Below are 16,918 nucleotides of genomic sequence, written 5' to 3'. Positions count from 1 at the left end.
AGGAGTGTGCCGATGAGCACCGCCCCCCTGTTGAGCGTCGGATGGACCGATCACGTCACGGGCCGCCGCGGCCATCTGGTCGTGGACCGGCTGGTGCGCGGGGTGGCCAGCGGCGGCCTGCGGATGCGGGAGGGGTGCACGGCCGAGGAGGTCGCGGGGCTGGCCCGCGGGATGACCATGAAGGAGGCCCTGCACTACGACCCCTCGGCCCGCTACGTGCCGCTGGGCGGCGCCAAGGGCGGCATCGACTGCGATCCGCGCTCCCCCGAGGCGTACGGGGTGCTCGTGCGCTACCTGCGGGCGATGCGCCCGTACATCGAGCGCTTCTGGACCACCGGCGAGGACCTGGGGCTGACCCAGGACCTGGTGGACCGGGCGGCGGCCGAGGCGGGTCTGGTCTCCTCGGTCCAGGCCGTGTACCCGCTGCTGGACGACGAGGCGGCGGCCCGGGCGCGGCTGGCCGACGCGTTCGCCCTGGAGGTGGACGGGATCGGCCTGGACGAGCTCGTCGGCGGCTGCGGGGTGGCCGAGGCGGCCCTGGCGGCCCTCGACCGGGCGGGAACGCCGTACGGGGGCGCGCGCGTCTCCGTGCAGGGCTTCGGGACGATGGGCGGGGCCACGGCGCGCTTCCTGGCCCGGGCGGGGCTGCGGGTGGTCGCCGTGGCCGACGTGAAGGGCACGATCGTGAACCCGGAGGGCCTGGACGTGGAGGCGCTGCTCGCGGCGCGCGACGCGCACGGCGCGGTGGACCGGGCGGTGCTGCGGCCCGGGGACCGCGAGGAGCCCGGGGACGCCTGGCTGGCGGCGGACGTGGAGGTCCTGGTGCCGGCCGCCGTCTCGTACGCCGTGGACGCGGCGAACCAGGAGCGGGTGCGGGCCCGGCTGATCGTCGAGGCCGCCAACATGCCGGTGCTCCCGGAGGCGGAGCAGCTGCTCGCGGCGCGCGGGGTGACCGTGCTGCCGGACGTGGTGGTCAATTCGGGCACGAACGCCTGGTGGTGGTGGACGCTCTTCGGCGACGTCGAGGCGGACGCGGAGGCGGCCTTCGACCGGGTCAGGCGGGCGATGCGGGAGCTCGTGGGCCTGATGCTGGACCGGGCGGAGGCGGACGGCACGACCCCGCGCGCGGCGGCGCACGCGCTGGTGGAGGAGCGGCTGCCGGTGATCGCCGAGCGGTACGGCTGGTACTGAGGGGCACTGAGGGTTACTGACGAGTACTGACGACGAGTACTGACGGGTGCTGACGGGTCCGGACGCGGGGCGGACGGGCACTGACGGGACGGGTGCGGGACATGGCGAGAGTGCGGCTGGGCGTGGCGGAGCGGCGCGAGGCGCTGCTCCGGGCGGCCGTCGGCCGGATCGAGGCCAAGGGGGTCGCGGCGGTCCGGATCGCGGACGTGGCGGCGGAGCTGGGGGTCAGCAACGCGCTGGTCCTGTATCACTTCGCGAGCAAGGAGCAGCTGGTCGCGGCGGCCTTCGCGCACGCGGCCGAGCAGGACCTGGTCCGGCTGCGCCGGGTGCTGGACCGCCGGACCACGGCCGTGCGCCGGCTCCGGGCGGCGGTCCGCTGGTACGCGCCGACCGGCCGGGCCAAGGGCTGGCGGCTGTGGATCGAGGGCTGGGCGGCCTCGCTGCGCGAACCGGCGCTGCGCGAGGTCGCCGGTTCGCTGGACCGGGAGTGGAAGGCCGCGCTGGCCCGGGTGATCGCCGAGGGCGCGGCGGCCGGGGAGTTCGCCTGTCCGGACCCGGCCGCGGCGGCCTGGCGCCTCACCGCGTTCCTGGACGGCCTGGCGGTCCAGACGACCGCGTACGCCGGTCCGCTGCCCCGCGCGACGATGCTGGAGTGGGCGGACGGGGCGCTGGCGCGGGAGCTGGGGCTGGCGTCCCTGGACGGCGCGGAGGGCGCGGAGGGCGCGGGCGACACGGAGGGCACGGGCGGCACAGACGGCACAGACGGCACGGGCGGCACGGGCGGCACAGACGGCACGGAGGGCACGGAGGGCGCAAGCGAAGCGGGCGGGCCGGCGGGGCCGGACGAGCCGCCCGGTCCTCCTCAGATCAGCTCGTAGACCACCGTGACCGTCACGTGCTCCTCGATCTCGCCGGGGGCGAGCGGCACGCTGGCGCCGCCGTCGGCGGGGGCGCCGGGGACGGCGCCGGTGCCGGGGCGGACGGCCTCGCCCTCGGTCAGGGACACCAGGCGGCCGAGCCGGTGGCCGCTGAGCTCGGCGTGCTGGGCGGCCTTGGCGCGTGCGTCGCGGAAGGCGGCCTCGCGGGCCTTGGCCCGCAGCGCGGTCGGGTCGGAGACGTCGAAGGAGACGCCGTTGACCCGGCCCGCGTCGCCGGTGGCGTCGCCGACCGCCCCGACGACCTGGCCCGCCTTGTCGACGTCGCGGACCTTCACCGAGAAGCTCTGCCCGGCCTGATAGCCCGTCACCTTGCTCTCGCCCTCGGCGGTCTGGGTGTAGACCGGCGAGAGGGACAGGTTCTCGGTGCGGACGTCGCGGTCGGCGATGCCCTGTCCCCGCAGGGCGTCCAGGAGCGCCGTGGCCGCCGTGCTCTGGGCGGCCATCGCCTCCTTGGCCGTCGGGCGCGTCGCCTCCACGCCGACCGAGACCACGGCCAGGTCGGGCGCGGCGGACGCCCGGCCGCTTCCGCTGACCGTGACGGTGGCGGGCGCGGCGGCCCGTACGGCGGTGTGCCGGACCGTCGCGCCGGGGGCGGCGGCGACGGCGGGGGCCGCGGCACCGAGCAGCAGCGCGCCCAGGCCGGCCGCGACGGCGAGCGCGCGCCCGGTGCGGGCGGGGATGCGGGCGGGCCGGCTCGCGGGGTGACGAGGGGTCATGGGCGGTCCCTTCGGGGTGGTGTTCGGCGCGCACATCCCACCAGGACCCGCCCCGGTCGGCGCAGCGCCACTCCTGGGGCGGGCGGGCCTTCACCTCTCCGGACGCGGCGCGGGCGCCGCCGCGCGACGTCAGCAGGCGAGGGCGAGCGGCGGGCGCCAGACCCGGCCGTCGCCGGCGACGCCGGGCGAGGGGGTGTAGGACAGCGGGACGAGATGGGTGGCGGCGGCGGTCTCGTTGCGGGTGCCGAGCCACAGGTCGATGATCTGCCAGGGCTGTCCGTCGAGGACGGTCACGGTGCGCGGCTGGCCGCCGCAGCTGTTGCCGTTGAAGACGCGGCGCCCGTTGAGGGGCGCGCTCCAGCCCACGTTGCCGGGCGCGGTCCAGCCCGAGTACAGCGAGGGCGCGGTGGCGTAGCCGATCGGGGTGCCGGCGCAGTAGCCGCAGGCGGGGTCGGCGTAGGTGAGGACGTACCGGCGCGCGACGGGGTCCCAGTAGCCGCCGGGCCCTTCGACGTTGCGCAGTCCGGCGACCTGGCGGACGCCGACGGCCCGGCCGCCGCTCCCCCACTGGTCGAGTTCCTCGATGTTGAGCTGCGCCGCTCCGGGGAGGGTGCAGACGAGGGCGGGCCGCCCGCCGGGGGTGCCGGAGGCGATGAAGCCGAAGTCGCCGTTGCCCGCGCAGATCTTGAGGGTGGGCTTGTTGTACGAGCCGTTGGGGGTGACGCCGGGACCGCAGGGTCCGGCCGCCGAGGCGCAGCCCATCGCGTTGTAGGCGTTCGTCCTGTTGTCGACGGTGTAGTGCCGGGGGCTGTTGAACCAGAGGATGAAGACGCCGTCGTCGCGGCCCCATCCGCTGCGGCGGATCATCCGCGGGTTGAAGCAGCCCTGGCCGGTGCCGCCGCAGGTGACCTGCCAGGAGTCGTCGGTCCAGGGGTCGACCGTGGTGGGGTCGAAGAGCGGCCGGGGGGTGCTCCAGGGCCCCTGGGGGCTCGGGGCGGTGGAGACGCCGAAGCCGCACCAGGGGGTGTCGGCCACGTACCACTCGTAGCCGCAGCCGTACATCGAGCCGTAGAGGTAGTAGGTGTCGCCGAACCGGGCGAGCTGGGTGTCGTGGAGGTCGAGGCCCGAGATGGTGAACGCGGGCGGGAGCGGGGCGCGTGCGGCCGCGGCGCCGGCGCCGGGGACGAGCAGCGCGGCCAGGGCGAGCAGCAGGGTGGTGAGGGCGTGGCGGACGGGCATGGTGCCCCTCCTCTCGTGCCGGGGACACCGGTCGGCACTCGACGGGACAAGCAATTCCGATGATTATCTGATGAATCGTCGGATATCGGCCCGGACACGCGCGAAGGCCGGACCGGGCCCCGCCCCGCCGTCACTCCGGCGGACTCAGCCCACCGCCCGCTTCACCAGCTCGGCGATGCGCGCCTCCACCTCCGCGGTCACCTCGGTCAGGGCGAACGCGGCCGGCCACATCGCGCCGTCGTCGAGCCGCGCCAGGTCGCTGAAGCCCAGGGTCGCGTAGCGCGCCTTGAACTTCTCCGCGCTCTGGAAGAAACAGACGACCTTGCCGTCCAGCGCGTAGGCCGGCATCCCGTACCAGAGCTTCGCCCCGAGTGCGGGCGCGGCGGCCGTCACCACGGCGTGGACGCGCTCGGCCATGGCCCGGTCCGCTTCCGGCATCTCGGCGATCTTCGCGAGCACGTCCCGCTCCGCCTCCGCCGCCTTCTCCTCCTTCGAGGCACGGCGCGAGGCCTTCCTCATCTCCTGGGCGTGGTCCTTCATCGCGGCCCGCTCCTCGGCCGAGAACCCTTCGTACGCACCGTCTTCGGTCTTGCCCATGGCCGTTCGCTCCGATCGTGGAGGATCTCGAGGGGGAGGTGGACCCTATCCCGCCGCACCCGATTGTCGGCGGCCCTTGGTAGAACTTCTGGCATCAGCCGATCGGCACCGCGTGGTGTCCGGAGTATGGAGCGCTCATGACCATTGGGGTTCACCTGCAGGAGTTCCACGGCCTGCCCGTGTACGAGTTCCCGGCGCCCGGCGCCACGGTCGAGCTGCCCGACGCCGCCTCGGTCGCCTGGCGGCTCTCCGCACCGACGTACTCCGACCCCGAGGACGAGCTGTGGGAGCCGCTGTTCGAGCGCTTCCTGGCGACGGTGGACACCGCCCGGGTGCGGGCCGTGGTCGTCGGCGGCTGGGACGAGGCCTACGACACCTCCTCCGCCGCGATCGTGAAGGCCCTGATCGGGGCCAACGACCGGCTCACCGGCCTGGAGGCGGTGTTCCTCGGCGACATGACCTCGGAGGACTGCGAGATCTCGTGGATCATCCAGTCGGACGTCACCCCGCTGCTCGCCGCCTACCCGGCGCTGCGGGAGCTCGGGGTGCGCGGCGGCAGCGGGCTCGTCTTCCCGCCCGTGCACCACACCGGCCTGCGCGCCCTGGTGCTGGAGAGCGGCGGCCTGGGCGCCGAGGTCGTGCGGGGCGTCGCGGCCAGTGAGCTGCCCGCCCTGGAGCGGCTCGACCTGTGGCTCGGCACCGAGGAGTACGGGGCGGACACGACCCCCGCCGACCTGGAGCCGCTGCTGTCCGGGGCCCGGCTGCCCGCGCTGCGCCGGCTCGGACTGCGCAACAGCGACATCCAGGACGAGGTCGCCGCGGCCGTGGCCGGCGCGCCGGTCGTCGCCCGCCTCGACGAACTCGACCTGTCGATGGGCGTGCTCACCGACGAGGGCGCGGCGGCGCTGCTCGCCGGGCAGCCGCTGACCCATCTGCGCCGCCTCGGCCTCGCCCACCACTACCTGTCCCCGGAGACGGCCGAACGGCTGACCGCCGCGCTCGCGCCGCACGGGGTGACGGTCGACCTCGACGACCCGCAGACGCCGGAGGACGAGGGCGACGGCGAGGTCTACCGGTACGTGGCGGTCGCCGAGTGAGCGCGGCCCCGTCCCTCGCCGTCGTCGGCAACCCGGAAGGCCGCCGCGTGCGGCTCTTCCTGGACGCGGCGCTCGCCGCCGGGCTGCCCCGGCCGCGGGTCGTGCCGTGGCTCGACGTGCTGCGGGGCGGGGCCCGCTTCCACCCGGGGGAGCTGGTGCGCCTGGACTCCCCCGGTGAGGAGCCGGAGGTCGACCGGCTGCTGCGGGGCGTGCCGGAGCCGACCCGGGTCGAGGGCACCGGGCGCTGGTTCGCGCGCTTCACGGCGGCGGCGCACGGGCTCGCCGCCGGGGTCCGGTCGGCCGGCGCGGACCTCCTCGGCGATCCGGACGAGCTCGCCGTCCTCTTCGACAAGCGGCTCGGGCACGGCCGCCTCCTCGCGGCCGGGGTCCCGGTGCCGCCCGCGCCGACCTCGGGTCCGGCCGCCCCGCCCGTGCGCGGGTGGGAGGACGTCCGGGCGCTGACGGACCTGCCGGGGATGCGCCGGGTCTTCGTGAAGCTCGCTCACGGCTCCTCGGCCTCCGGGGTGCTCGCCCTGGAGACGTCCGCCTCCGGCCGGACGCAGGCGACCACCTCGGTCGAGCTCCGCGCCGACGGGCGGCTGCACAACTCGCTGCGGGTGCGCCGCTACACCTCCGAACGCGAGATCGCGGCCGTCGTGGACGCGCTCGCCCCGGACGGGCTGCACGTGGAGCGCTGGCTGCCGAAGGCCTCCCTCGGCGGGCGGGCGGCCGACCTGCGGGTGGTCGTCGTCGACGGCCGGGCCACCCACGCCGTCGTGCGCACCAGCCGCTCCCCCATGACCAACCTGCACCTGGGCGGCGCCCGGGGAGACCTGGACGCGGCGCGGGCCGCGATCGCCGCCGCGGGCGGGCGGTTCGCCGACGCCCTGGAGGTGTGCGAGCGGGCCGCGGCGGCCTTCCCCGGCACCCGCTGCGTGGGGGTCGACCTGCTGCCCGCCGCCGGCTGGCGGCGCTTCGCGGTCGGCGAGGTCAACGCCTTCGGCGACCTGCTGCCCGGTCTCACCGGCCTGCCGGGGAGCGGGGCCGAGGGCCTGGACACCTACGCGGCCCAGGTCGCCGCGTACGTCCGTACCCGACCCGCCCGCCCGGGCCGACCGGGGCACCCGGGGCGCCCGGCCCGACGGACCCGCGACACCCGGGATCTCCCCGAGACCCGCGAGTCTCGCGGGACCCGAGACCTCCGCCGGACCCGCGAAACCCACGAGACCCACCAGAACCACCAGAACCACCAGAACCACCAGCCCCACGAGACCCGACCCACAGGAACGAGCACGCCGTGACACCGCCCGCGCTGGACATGAACCGGATCGTCGGGAGTCACGATCTGCTCCTCGTCACGCTCGACACGCTGCGGTACGACGTGGCCGCCGAGCTCGCCGCCGAGGGCCGCATCCCGAACCTGGCCCGGCACCTGCCCGGCGGCGCCTGGGAGCGCCGGCACGCGCCCGGGAGCTTCACCTACGCCTCCCACCAGGCGATCTTCGCCGGTTTCCTGCCCACCCCGGCGTCCCCGGGACCGCACCCGCGGCTCTTCGCCGCCTCGTTCGCGGGCAGCGAGACCACCGCCGAGGGCACCTACGTCTTCCGGGACACGCCCGACCTGGTGTCCGCGCTGGCGCACGAGGGCTACCGGACCGTGTGCGTGGGCGGGGTCGGCTTCTTCAACCGGCTGCCGCCGCTCGGCACGGTCCTGCCCGGCCTGTTCCAGGAGAGCCACTGGGAGCCCTCGTTCGGGGTCGCCTCGCCGACCTCCTTCGCGTCCCAGGTGGAGCGCGCCGAGGAGGTCGTCGCCGCGCTCCCGCGCGACCGGCGCCTCTTCCTCTTCGTCAACGTCTCGGCCCTGCACCAGCCCAACTGGTTCCACCGGTCGGGCGCGACCCGCGAGGCGGGCGACACCCGGGACACCCACGCCGCCGCCCTGGAGTACGTCGACCGGCACATCGGACGCCTGTTCGCGGCCATGAGCAGCCGCCGGGACTGCTTCGCCGTCGTCTGCTCCGACCACGGCACGGCGTACGGGGAGGACGGCTTCACCGGGCACCGGCTGGGCCATGAGAGCGTATGGAATGTGCCGTATGCACATTTCATCCTGCCTGGCCCGGACAGCATGGAGAAGACCGCATGACCCGCACGACCCCGCCGACCCGCGCGACCCGCACGACCCGCCCGGCCGGGACCCCGCGCCCGTACCGCAGCTACGTCTACGCCTACCCGCACAAGACGGCCTACCGTCCGCTGTCCGAGCGGGCCCCGCTCGCCGCGCTCTGGGCGGACGAGCCGAAGGACGCGCTGTCGCTCTACGCCCACATACCCTTCTGCGAGGTCCGCTGCGGCTTCTGCAACCTCTTCACCCGGATCGGCGCCCCGGGCGAGCTGACCACCCGCTATCTCGACGCGCTGGACCGGCAGGCCGCGGCGGTGCGCGAGGCGCTGGGGGACGCGGCTCCGGTGCGGTTCGCCACGGCCGCCTTCGGCGGGGGCACGCCCACGTACCTGACCGCCGCCGAACTGGAGCGGCTCTGCGACATCGCCGAGCGGCGGATGGGGGCGGACCTGCGGGCGGTGCCGCTGTCCGTGGAGACCTCCCCGGCCACGGCGACCGCCGACCGGCTCGCGGTCCTCGCCGAGCGGGGCGCGACCCGGCTGAGCATCGGCGTGCAGAGCTTCGTCGAGGCGGAGGCCCGGGCCGCCGTGCGACCGCAGCGCCGGGCGGACGTCGAGGCCGCCCTCGGCCGCATCCGGGACACCGGCGTCCCGGTCCTCAACATCGACCTGATCTACGGCATCGACGGCCAGACCGAGGAGTCCTGGCGCCGCTCGCTCGACGCCGCGCTCCACTGGGAGCCCGAGGAGCTCTACCTCTACCCGCTGTACGTCCGCCCGCTCACCGGTCTCGGCCGGCAGGCCCCCGGGCAGGACGCCGACCGGGAGTGGGACGAGCAGCGGCTGCGGCTCTACCGGTACGGCCGGGACCACCTCCTCGCCCGCGGCTACACGCAGGTGTCGATGCGCATGTTCCGCCGTACGGACGCGCCGGCGCTCGGCCCCGACGACCACGCCTGCCAGACGGACGGCATGATCGGCCTGGGCTGCGGCGCCCGCTCGTACACCTCGCGGCTGCACTACTCCTTCGACTACGCGGTCGGGATGCGCGAGATCCGCTCGATCATCGACGCCTACACCGGGACGGCGGACTTCTCCCGGGCGGAGGTGGGCCGGTGGACCGACGCGGACGAGGCGCGCCGCCGCCATCTGCTGCAGTCGCTGCTCCAGGCCCAGGGCATGGAGACGGCCGACTACGCGGCCCGCTTCGGCACCTCGCCCTTCGCGGACTTCCCGGCCGAACTGGCCCGCTTCGAGGCGCTGGGCTGGCTGGACGGGGACGCGCCCGGCGGGCTGCTGCGGCTCTCCCCGGAGGGCCTGGCGCACTCGGACGGGCTCGGCCCCGAGCTGTTCTCCCCGGCGGTGCGGGCGGCGATGGCCGCGTACGAGGCGAAGTAGCGGAGCACGGGATGGATCTGACCCTGCTGTACCGGGGCCCGCTGGCCTCCTGCGACTACGACTGCCCGTACTGCCCCTTCGCCAAGCGCCGCGACAGCCGCGCGGCGCTGACCGCGGACCGGGCCGCCCTGGAGCGCTTCGCGCACTGGGCGGCGGAGCGGCGGGAGGACCGGCTGCGGATCCTCTTCACCCCGTGGGGCGAGGGCCTGGTGCGGTCCTGGTACCGGCGGGCGCTGGTCGAGCTCTCCCGGCTGCCGCACGTGGAGCGGGTGGCGATCCAGACCAACCTGAGCTGCCGCACGGAGTGGCTGGACGAGGCCGACCCGGACACGGTGGCGCTCTGGTGCACCTACCACCCGGGCCAGACCCCGTACGAGCGGTTCCTCGGCAAGTGCCGCGCGCTCGCGGCGCGGGGGATCCGGTTCAGCGTCGGGATCGTCGGCCTCCCGGGCCACCTGGCCGCCGCCCGGCGGCTGCGCGCCGAGCTCCCGGCGGGCGTCTACCTGTGGGTGAACGCGGCCGAGGGCCACACCTACACCGACGAGGAGGCCGGGGACTGGACGGCCCTCGACCCCCTCTTCCCGTACAGCAGGCATCCGCACCGCTCGGCGGGGCTGCCCTGCCGCACCGGCGAGTCGGTCGTCTCGGTGGACGGCGACGGGACGGTGCGGCGCTGCCACTTCGTACGGGCCGAGCTCGGCAACCTCTACGACGGCTCGTACCGGGCCGCGCTGCGCCCCCGGTCCTGCCCGCTGGCCGTTTGCGACTGCCACATCGGCTACGTCCACCTGGAGACGCTGCCGCTGTACGACGTGTTCGCCGGCGGCGTCCTGGAGCGGATCCCGGCCGGTCCGCCCGGGGCCCCTACAGGGGCATGAGGTCGGGGCGCTTGGCCTCGACGTGGTCCCCGGAGCTCTCGCCGCGCAGCCGGCGCCCGATCCAGGGCACCAGGTACTCCTTCGCCCAGTGGATGTCGTCCTTGCGGACCTCCAGCGTGCCGCGGGGCGGCTGCGGCGGCCACGGCTGGTCCGGGTCGGCCGGCACCGGCAGTCCGAGGACCTGGGCGGCGCGCAGCGCGACCCGGGTGTGCCCCTCGGCGGACAGGTGGAGCCGGTCGTCGTCCCAGGCCCGCCGGTCCTGGACGGACTTCAGCGACCACAGGTCGAGCACCGGGCAGTCGTAGCGGTCCGCGATGGCCCGGACGTGGGCGGTGTAGGTGGCGATCTTGCCGCGCAGGTGCTTCAGGACGGGCACGTCGCGCGTGTCGAAGCCGGTCGTCACCATGACGGTGCCCACGGCGGAGGTCAGGTCGGCGACGGCGCGCTCGAAGCGCTCGGCCACGTCGTCGGGGTCGGTGCCGGGGCGGATGATGTCGTTGCCGCCGGCGCAGAAGGTCACCAGGTCGGGGGCGAGTTCCTTCGCCCGGGGGACCTGCTCCGCGACGATCTGGTCCAGAAGGCGCCCCCGCACCGCCAGGTTGGCGTAGCGGAAGGCGTCGTTCTCCGGCAGCTGGTCGGCGAGGAGGACCGCGAACCTGTCCGCCCATCCGACGTACGTCCCGTCGGGCCCGGGGTCACCGACGCCCTCCGTGAAGCTGTCACCGATCGCCGCGTACGACCCGAATGCGTGCTTGTCTGATGTTCTCGAATCGTCTGCCACGAGACCACATCCTTCCTTTACGGATGTGACCTACGCGACCGTAAGGAGGGGTTGACGGCGGGTGACATATGCCACCCATAAAGATTCCCCCAAGTCGGAATACCCCGGAGGCCCGGCACGCGGGTGCCGGGCCTCCGGGGTGAACCCACGGGTCTCCGGGGTCAGATGCTGACGCCGTGCCCGCGCAGGGCGGCCAGCGGGTCGATGTCGGAGCCGTACTCCGGCCCGGTGCGGATCTCGAAGTGCAGGTGCGGGCCGGTGACGTTGCCGGTCGCGCCGGAGAGGCCGATCTGCTGGCCGCCGGTGACGGTCTGACCGGCGGAGACGGAGATCGAGGACAGGTGGGCGTACTGCGAGAAGGTGCCGTCGGCGTGCTGGATGACGACCTGGTTGCCGTACGCGCCGCCGTCGCCGGCGGAGTAGACGGTGCCCGGGCCGACCGCGCGGACGGTGGTGCCGGTGGAGGCGATGAAGTCGACGCCGGTGTGGTAGCCGGAGGACCACATCGAGCCGGAGGCGCGGTACGGGGTGGAGACACCGCCGCCGGCTATCGGGGCGACCCAGCCGGAGGAGGAGGTCTCGCCCGCCGAGGAGGAGGACGACGAAGAGGAGGAGGAGGAAGCGGCCGCGGAGGAGGAGGCCGAGGTGGCGGGGGCCGCGGAGCGCTCGCCGCCGCGGGAGGCACGCGTGTCGTCACCGCTGCTCTGGGCGGGGGCGGCGGCCTTCGGCGGGTGGGCCTTGCCGGTGTGCTTGCCGGTGCTCTTGGCGCCGAAGGTGAGCTTCATGCCGGGGAGGATCAGTGAGGGGTCCTCGCCGACGACCTGGCGGTTGTCGCGGTAGAGCTTCTGCCAGCCGCCGGCGAGGTGGTGCTCGTCGGCGATCTTCGACAGGTAGTCGCCACGGACGACGGTGTACGCCTTCGGGGCGGCGGCGGGAGCGGCGGCCGGGGCCTGGGCGGGGGCCGCGGCGGCGACGGCCTGCGGGGCCTTCGCGATCGGGGCGGCCTGCTCGGCGGCGTGCGCGCCGGTCGCGCCGATCAGCGGCAGGGCGACGATGGCGCCACCGGTGCCGGCGGCGACGAAGCCGCGGGTGATCGGATTGGCCTTGGGACGACGGTGCTTACCCTTCGCGGGCATGACGAATTCCTCTCCGTCGCCTGCGAGGTGAGCTGTCGGGTTCGGACTGGAGATGTCCGGCCGCGCGGTCGCGCGACTTCACCCCGAGCCGTCCTTCTTCGAGGGATCGGCGTACTACCTGGGTCCCCCGCTCCTGCCTTGTCCGGGTGGTGTGCGGATTCCGGTCGGCGGCAGGATTAGGCGGTCCGTCCGGATTGAGCGCGACGCTAGACGAGGCGGGCGGGAACGAACAAGCCACTGTTTTCGCGACGGCGGCACGGGCGCGATTTCCGGCCGGAATTGCGGTCACCCTCCGTGGATGACGGTCCCTCGATTTCCCTTTCCGGAAGGGAATTTGGGAAAGACGATCAGCCACGGTCCGTCACGTTTATGACGCTGCTCACGCGCCGAATCCCATCTCCCCCGGTATCAGGGCGCGTTACCCCTAAGGGCGTAATTCGGACAGATTGCTCATTCCTGCCAGAGGGGATGCGTTCGGGGCCCCTCACCTGGATGATTGCCCCAGGAACCGATCTCGAGACCAGGAGCATCCGTGACGCAAGCGACGACCGAGCCCGAGCTGACCGGCGTACGCAACTTCCGCGACCTCGGCGGGCTGCCGACGGTGGACGGCCGGAGCGTGCGCGCCGGACGCCTCTTCCGCAGCGGTCACCTGGCGCACGCCACGCCGGAGGACGCGACGTTTCTGGCCACCCTCGACCTGCACACCGTCTTCGACTTCCGCAACGAGGCCGACGTGCGCATCGAGGGGGCGGACGTCGAACTGCCCGGCGTGACGAACGTGAACATACCGCTGAACGATCCGGCCGACGGCAAGGAGTTCTGGAAGCTGGTGCGCACCGGCGACCTGGCCCAGCTGCACGAGATCCTGGGCGACGGCAAGGCCGCGGCCCGGATGTCCGAGTCGTACCAGAAGATGATCGTGGAGCGGACGGCCGAGCACAGCCGCATCCTGCACGCCATGGCCGAGGACAGCCTCCCGGCGCTGATGCACTGCGCCGCCGGCAAGGACCGCGCCGGCCTGTCCATCGCGATCACGCTGCTCGCCCTCGGCGTCGAGCGCGAGGCGATCGAGGCGGACTACGTGAAGTCGAACGAGCCGCACCGGCGCTACAAGGTGACGCGCGGCTCCGACGCCGCGGACGCCATGTCGCCCGAGGTGATGGAGCTGCTCAGCCCGCTGTTCGACGCGCGGGTGGAGTACCTGCGGGCCGCCTTCGACACCATCGAGGGGACCTGGGGCTCGGTGGACGCCTACCTGTCCGAGGGCCTGCGGCTCGCCCCGGAGACCCGGGACCAGCTGCGCGCGCGGCTGCTCGACGAGGCGTAGGACGCGGCGGGGGCGGGAGGCTCGCCCGAGCCTCCCGCCCCCGTCACCGCCACCCGCGGCTCCGTGCCCGCCGGGCCGGCCCCTACCGGTTGCCGCCCATCTCGAAGAGCAGGTAGAGGAAGCCTGCGAAGAGGTGGCCGGCGATCAGGTAGGCGAACAGACGGAGCACCAGACCCTTGGGGAACTTGCCGCCGCCGCGCTCTTCGCCGGTGTCCGGTACGGAATTCGCGGGAATCTCAGACATGTCGGTCCTTTCCACGTAAAGAGACTCGAAGGGTCAGCGCCGGTGCGGGGTCCCGTCGCCGAGGCACAGCTCGGCGACGGGACTCTGCATCAGGGTGTGGACGAAGAGCAGCTCGGCCCCGGAGCGGGTGGCGGCGCCGATCCGGTGCGGGGTGAGCGAGTCGAAGTGCGCGCTGTCCCCGGGATCGAGGACGTGCACCGCGTCGCCGAGGGCGAGCCGGACCCGGCCCTCCAGGACGTGGATCCACTCCTCGCCGGGGTGGACCCGCACGATGTCGGCGCGGGTGGCGTAGGGGACGTGCACGCGCAGGCACTGCAGGGCGCGCCCGGCGCCGCCGGCCTGGCGGTAGATCCAGCCGTCCGCCTCGACCGGCTCGGAGCGTCCGGCCCGGACGACCGGGTCGCGCTCGGGCGGGATCTCGCCCAGGAGCTCGGAGACCGTCGTACCGTAGATACGGGACAGGGCGAGCAGCATCGGCAGCGAGGGCTGCCGGTTCCCCGTCTCCAGCCGGGACAGGTGGGCCGGGGAGAGACCGGCGCGCTGGGCGGCGGCCTCCAGGGTGAGCCCCCGGCGGCGGCGCAGGGCCCGCAGCTGCGGGGCGACGTCCGGCAGGACGCCGGGGCCGTCGGCGCCGGTGGCGTCGTGGGCGGCAGGGGCCGGGGAGGTCTCCCCGGGGACGTGGTCCATGCGTCCATTCCGCCAGGATCGTGCCTCTGAGGCAAGTTTATTGCCCCAGAGGCAAAAGACCTCGGGTCCGGGCCGGTCTCCGTGCGGTCAGCGCTGTGCGACCGCCTGCTTGACCAGCGTCTTCCCGAAGTCCCACATCAGCCCGCCACCCCCGTGGGCGTCGTCCATCACCGCCGTGAAGGCGGTCACGAAGCGGTCCACGTCCGCCTCGTCGATGATCAGCGGCGGGATCAGCTTGATCACTTCCAGATGGTCCCCCGAGACCTGGGTGAGGATCCGGTGGCGCTGGAGCAGCGGCACCACGACCATCTGGGCGAAGAGGCCCTTGCGGGCGGCCTGGAGCATCGTCCAGCGGCTGCGCAGGCCCAGCGAGGACGGCCGGCCGAACTCGATGCCGATCATCAGCCCGCGGCCCCGGATCTCCTTCAGCAGCTCGTAGCGCGGCACGAGCTCGCGCAGCCGGCCGGCCAGCAGGTCGCCGATCCGCCGTACGTGGGCGACCGTGTCCTCGGACTCCATCACCGAGAGCACGGCGAGCCCGGCGGCCATCGCCTGCGCGTTCGAGCCGAAGCTGGCCGAGTGGACCAGGACCCGGTCCATCGACGAGTAGACCTTCTTGAAGATCCAGTCCTTGCCGAGCGTGGCGCCGACCGGCACGTAGCCGCCGGAGAGCGCCTTGGCGACGCAGACCAGGTCCGGCTCGACGCCCTCCTCGTGCTGGTAGGCGTAGAAGTCGCCGGTCCGGCCGAGGCCGGTCTGCACCTCGTCGACGATGAGCAGCGCGCCGTGCCGGTGCAGCAGCTCCTGGGCGGCGCGCAGGAAGCCCGGCGGGGCCGCGTGCACGCCCTTGCCCTGGATCGGCTCCACGACGAAGGCGGCGACGTCCCCCCTGCGCAGCTCCCGCTCCAGCGCGTCCAGGTCGCCGAGCGCGATCTCCGTGTCGGGCAGCAGCGGGGCGAAGCCGTCCCGGAAGCCCTTCTCGCCGTTGACGGAGAGCGAGCCGGCGGTGAGCCCGTGGAAGGCGTGGGAGCAGTAGACGACCCTCGGCCGCCCGGTGGCGTGACGGGCGAACTTGAGGGCGGTCTCCACGGCCTCGGTGCCGCTGTTGCCGAAGAAGACCCGGTCGAGGTGGGGGCTGTGGGCCAGCAGCCGCTCGGCGAGCAGTCCGGGCAGCGGCTGGCAGTCGAAGCGGGTGAGGTCGGCGAGCCCGGCGTCGAGGACGTCGTGCAGCGCCTTGCGGACGACCGGGTGGTGCCGGCCCAGGCCCATGACGCCGAAGCCGGCGAGCATGTCGAGGTGGTCCGCCCCGTCCGCGTCCCAGAAGTGGGCGCCCTCGGCCCGCTCGTACACCTTGTCGAAGCCGATGGTGTGGAGCATGCGCGGGAGCTGGTGGTTGAGGTACCGGGCGTGCAGCTCGTACCGCTCGCCCCCGCGCTCGGCGAGCAGCGCCCGCAGGTCGAAGCCGCCGGCCCCGGCCGCTCCGCCGGTAGCGCCCGGTCCTCCGGGCTCGCCCGTCCCGCCCGTCACGGCCGGCTCACCCGTTGTTCCCGTGGACCGTCTCCCGGACCGCGCGCAGGGACTCCTTGAGCGAGCCCATGGTGGCGAGGACGGCGGTGGGCTCGTAGCCGCAGTGCGCCATGCAGTTGGCGCAGCGCGGGTCCTTGCCGCGGCCGTACTTGTCCCAGTCGGTCTCCTCGATGAGCTCGCGGTACGTGGGGACGTAGCCGTCGCTCATCAGATAGCAGGGGCGCTGCCACCCGAAGAGGGAGTAGTTCGGGATCGCCCACGCGGTGCAGGGGAAATCGGCCTTGCCTTCCAGGAAATCGAGGAAGAGCGGCGAGTGGTTGAGCCGCCAACGACGCCGGTTTCCGCCTGCGAAGGCCTTCTTGAAGAGTTCCCTGGTCTGCTCGACGCCGAGGAAGTGCTCCTGGTCGGGGGCCTTTTCGTAGGCGTATGCGGGCGAGATCATCATCTCGTCGACCTGGAGGTCGTCGTTGAGGAAGTTCAGCACCTCGATGATCGTCTGGGGGGTGTCGGTGTTGAAGAAGGTCGAATTGGTGGTGACCCGGAAGCCGCGCCGCTTGGCCTCCTTGATCGCCGCCACCGCCTCGTCGAACACGCCCTCCTTGGCGACCGATTCGTCGTGCCGTTCGCGCAGTCCGTCGATGTGGACGGCGAAGGCGAAGTACGGGGAGGGGGTGAAGTTCTCCAGCTTCTTGCGCAGCAGCATCGCGTTGGTGCAGAGGAAGACGTACTTGCGCTTGGCCACCAGCTGGCGCACGATCTCGTGGATCTGGGGGTGCATCAGCGGCTCGCCGCCGGCGATGGAGACCATCGGCGCCCCGGACTCCAGGACGGCCCCGACGGCCTGGGCGACCGGCATGCGCTGCTTGAGCACGCCCGCCGGGTGCTGGATCTTGCCGCAGCCCTCGCACTTGAGGTTGCAGGCGAACAGCGGCTCCAGCTCGACGATCAGCGGGAACTTGTCCCGCTTGCGGAGCTTCTGTTCGAAGAGGTAGGTCCCGACCCGGATGGACTGACGGAGCGGCATGGCCATAACTC

At 73.7% G+C, this 16,918-nt stretch carries 17 protein-coding genes and 1 riboswitch; of the genes, 8 read left to right on the top strand and 9 right to left on the bottom strand.

Features of this window, described 5'->3' with window-relative positions; genetic code table 11:
* Positions 1–12 precede the first annotated feature (12 nt).
* A complete protein-coding gene (locus ABD981_RS08650) occupies positions 13–1,191 on the top strand; it encodes a glutamate dehydrogenase (RefSeq protein ID WP_046910943.1) in 1,179 nt (392 codons plus the stop codon).
* 101 nt (positions 1,192–1,292) lie between these two features.
* On the top strand, positions 1,293–2,069 hold the full coding sequence (locus tag ABD981_RS08645) for a TetR/AcrR family transcriptional regulator (RefSeq protein WP_123955039.1): 777 nt from the start codon (positions 1,293–1,295) through the stop codon (positions 2,067–2,069).
* On the opposite strand, the gene ABD981_RS08640 is transcribed toward ABD981_RS08645, so the two are convergent.
* From ABD981_RS08640 to ABD981_RS08630, 3 genes are all read right to left on the bottom strand, one after another.
* Complete coding sequence (locus ABD981_RS08640; RefSeq protein ID WP_046910955.1) at positions 2,054–2,845, bottom strand: SIMPL domain-containing protein; 792 nt, start codon at positions 2,843–2,845, stop codon at positions 2,054–2,056. The genes ABD981_RS08645 and ABD981_RS08640 overlap by 16 nt on opposite strands.
* A gap of 129 nt (positions 2,846–2,974) precedes the next feature.
* Positions 2,975–4,084: a glycoside hydrolase family protein gene (locus tag ABD981_RS08635; protein ID WP_046910942.1), complete on the bottom strand. Its 1,110-nt coding sequence runs from the start codon at positions 4,082–4,084 to the stop codon at positions 2,975–2,977.
* A 144-nt stretch (positions 4,085–4,228) separates the two neighbouring features.
* Positions 4,229–4,681: an iron chaperone gene (locus ABD981_RS08630; RefSeq protein WP_046910941.1), complete on the bottom strand. Its 453-nt coding sequence runs from the start codon at positions 4,679–4,681 to the stop codon at positions 4,229–4,231.
* Positions 4,682–4,818: 137 nt separating this feature from the next.
* Here ABD981_RS08630 and ABD981_RS08625 point away from each other — a divergent pair, with 137 nt between their 5' ends.
* From ABD981_RS08625 to ABD981_RS08605, 5 genes are read left to right on the top strand one after another with little or no spacing between them, the layout of a single operon-like run.
* Positions 4,819–5,778, top strand: coding sequence for an STM4015 family protein (locus ABD981_RS08625; protein WP_046910940.1), 960 nt, complete (start codon positions 4,819–4,821; stop codon positions 5,776–5,778).
* A complete protein-coding gene (locus ABD981_RS08620; protein ID WP_205628281.1) occupies positions 5,775–7,079 on the top strand; it encodes an STM4014 family protein in 1,305 nt (434 codons plus the stop codon). The genes ABD981_RS08625 and ABD981_RS08620 overlap by 4 nt, the downstream gene beginning before the upstream one ends.
* 17 nt (positions 7,080–7,096) lie before the next feature.
* Complete coding sequence (locus ABD981_RS08615; RefSeq protein ID WP_046910953.1) at positions 7,097–7,924, top strand: STM4013/SEN3800 family hydrolase; 828 nt, start codon at positions 7,097–7,099, stop codon at positions 7,922–7,924.
* Positions 7,921–9,300, top strand: a complete 1,380-nt coding sequence (locus tag ABD981_RS08610) for an STM4012 family radical SAM protein (RefSeq protein WP_046910939.1) — start codon at positions 7,921–7,923, stop codon at positions 9,298–9,300. The genes ABD981_RS08615 and ABD981_RS08610 overlap by 4 nt, the downstream gene beginning before the upstream one ends.
* 11 nt (positions 9,301–9,311) lie before the next feature.
* On the top strand, positions 9,312–10,178 hold the full coding sequence (locus ABD981_RS08605) for an STM4011 family radical SAM protein (protein WP_046910938.1): 867 nt from the start codon (positions 9,312–9,314) through the stop codon (positions 10,176–10,178).
* Here the strand turns inward: ABD981_RS08605 and ABD981_RS08600 are convergent.
* Positions 10,165–10,959, bottom strand: coding sequence for an SGNH/GDSL hydrolase family protein (locus tag ABD981_RS08600; protein WP_046910937.1), 795 nt, complete (start codon positions 10,957–10,959; stop codon positions 10,165–10,167). The two genes, ABD981_RS08605 and ABD981_RS08600, sit on opposite strands and share 14 nt — an antisense overlap.
* 161 nt (positions 10,960–11,120) lie before the next feature.
* Positions 11,121–12,095: a M23 family metallopeptidase gene (locus ABD981_RS08595; protein ID WP_046910936.1), complete on the bottom strand. Its 975-nt coding sequence runs from the start codon at positions 12,093–12,095 to the stop codon at positions 11,121–11,123.
* Between the two features lie 4 nt (positions 12,096–12,099).
* Positions 12,100–12,254: riboswitch (cyclic di-AMP (ydaO/yuaA leader) on the bottom strand.
* Positions 12,255–12,627: 373 nt separating this feature from the next.
* Here ABD981_RS08595 and ABD981_RS08590 point away from each other — a divergent pair.
* The gene (locus ABD981_RS08590) at positions 12,628–13,425 is read left to right on the top strand and encodes a tyrosine-protein phosphatase (protein WP_046910935.1); all 798 of its coding nucleotides are present in this window, start codon (positions 12,628–12,630) and stop codon (positions 13,423–13,425) included.
* Between the two features lie 82 nt (positions 13,426–13,507).
* On the opposite strand, the gene ABD981_RS08585 is transcribed toward ABD981_RS08590, so the two are convergent.
* The 4 genes from ABD981_RS08585 to hpnH all read right to left on the bottom strand — a co-directional run bounded on the left by ABD981_RS08585 (position 13,508) and on the right by hpnH (position 16,913).
* On the bottom strand, positions 13,508–13,669 hold the full coding sequence (locus tag ABD981_RS08585; RefSeq protein WP_165591013.1) for a DUF6126 family protein: 162 nt from the start codon (positions 13,667–13,669) through the stop codon (positions 13,508–13,510).
* Positions 13,670–13,702: 33 nt separating this feature from the next.
* Entirely contained in the window at positions 13,703–14,356 is a 654-nt protein-coding gene (locus ABD981_RS08580; protein ID WP_240495425.1) for a helix-turn-helix domain-containing protein, read from the bottom strand.
* A gap of 87 nt (positions 14,357–14,443) precedes the next feature.
* Positions 14,444–15,811: an aspartate aminotransferase family protein gene (locus tag ABD981_RS08575; protein WP_046910951.1), complete on the bottom strand. Its 1,368-nt coding sequence runs from the start codon at positions 15,809–15,811 to the stop codon at positions 14,444–14,446.
* A gap of 79 nt (positions 15,812–15,890) precedes the next feature.
* Entirely contained in the window at positions 15,891–16,913 is a 1,023-nt protein-coding gene (hpnH, locus tag ABD981_RS08570; RefSeq protein ID WP_046910934.1) for an adenosyl-hopene transferase HpnH, read from the bottom strand.
* Positions 16,914–16,918 lie beyond the last annotated feature (5 nt).

The sequence above is a fragment of the Streptomyces showdoensis genome (assembly GCF_039535475.1).
Taxonomy (GTDB): Bacteria; Actinomycetota; Actinomycetes; order Streptomycetales; family Streptomycetaceae; genus Streptomyces; species Streptomyces showdoensis.
Note: the sequence above shows the minus strand (reverse complement) of the source record. Positions and strands in the feature narration are given on the sequence as shown.

What these genes read in the sequence shown, in the direction of transcription:
- ABD981_RS08650 (WP_046910943.1), top strand. Translation starts at nt 13, where the DNA reads ATGAGCACCGCCCCCCTGTTGAGCGTCGGATGGACCGATCACGTCACG.
- ABD981_RS08645 (WP_123955039.1), top strand. Translation starts at nt 1,293, where the DNA reads ATGGCGAGAGTGCGGCTGGGCGTGGCGGAGCGGCGCGAGGCGCTGCTC.
- ABD981_RS08640 (WP_046910955.1), bottom strand. Translation starts at nt 2,845, where the DNA reads ATGACCCCTCGTCACCCCGCGAGCCGGCCCGCCCGCATCCCCGCCCGC.
- ABD981_RS08635 (WP_046910942.1), bottom strand. Translation starts at nt 4,084, where the DNA reads ATGCCCGTCCGCCACGCCCTCACCACCCTGCTGCTCGCCCTGGCCGCG.
- ABD981_RS08630 (WP_046910941.1), bottom strand. Translation starts at nt 4,681, where the DNA reads ATGGGCAAGACCGAAGACGGTGCGTACGAAGGGTTCTCGGCCGAGGAG.
- ABD981_RS08625 (WP_046910940.1), top strand. Translation starts at nt 4,819, where the DNA reads ATGACCATTGGGGTTCACCTGCAGGAGTTCCACGGCCTGCCCGTGTAC.
- ABD981_RS08615 (WP_046910953.1), top strand. Translation starts at nt 7,097, where the DNA reads ATGAACCGGATCGTCGGGAGTCACGATCTGCTCCTCGTCACGCTCGAC.
- ABD981_RS08610 (WP_046910939.1), top strand. Translation starts at nt 7,921, where the DNA reads ATGACCCGCACGACCCCGCCGACCCGCGCGACCCGCACGACCCGCCCG.
- ABD981_RS08605 (WP_046910938.1), top strand. Translation starts at nt 9,312, where the DNA reads ATGGATCTGACCCTGCTGTACCGGGGCCCGCTGGCCTCCTGCGACTAC.
- ABD981_RS08595 (WP_046910936.1), bottom strand. Translation starts at nt 12,095, where the DNA reads ATGCCCGCGAAGGGTAAGCACCGTCGTCCCAAGGCCAATCCGATCACC.
- ABD981_RS08585 (WP_165591013.1), bottom strand. Translation starts at nt 13,669, where the DNA reads ATGTCTGAGATTCCCGCGAATTCCGTACCGGACACCGGCGAAGAGCGC.
- ABD981_RS08580 (WP_240495425.1), bottom strand. Translation starts at nt 14,356, where the DNA reads ATGGACCACGTCCCCGGGGAGACCTCCCCGGCCCCTGCCGCCCACGAC.
- hpnH (WP_046910934.1), bottom strand. Translation starts at nt 16,913, where the DNA reads ATGGCCATGCCGCTCCGTCAGTCCATCCGGGTCGGGACCTACCTCTTC.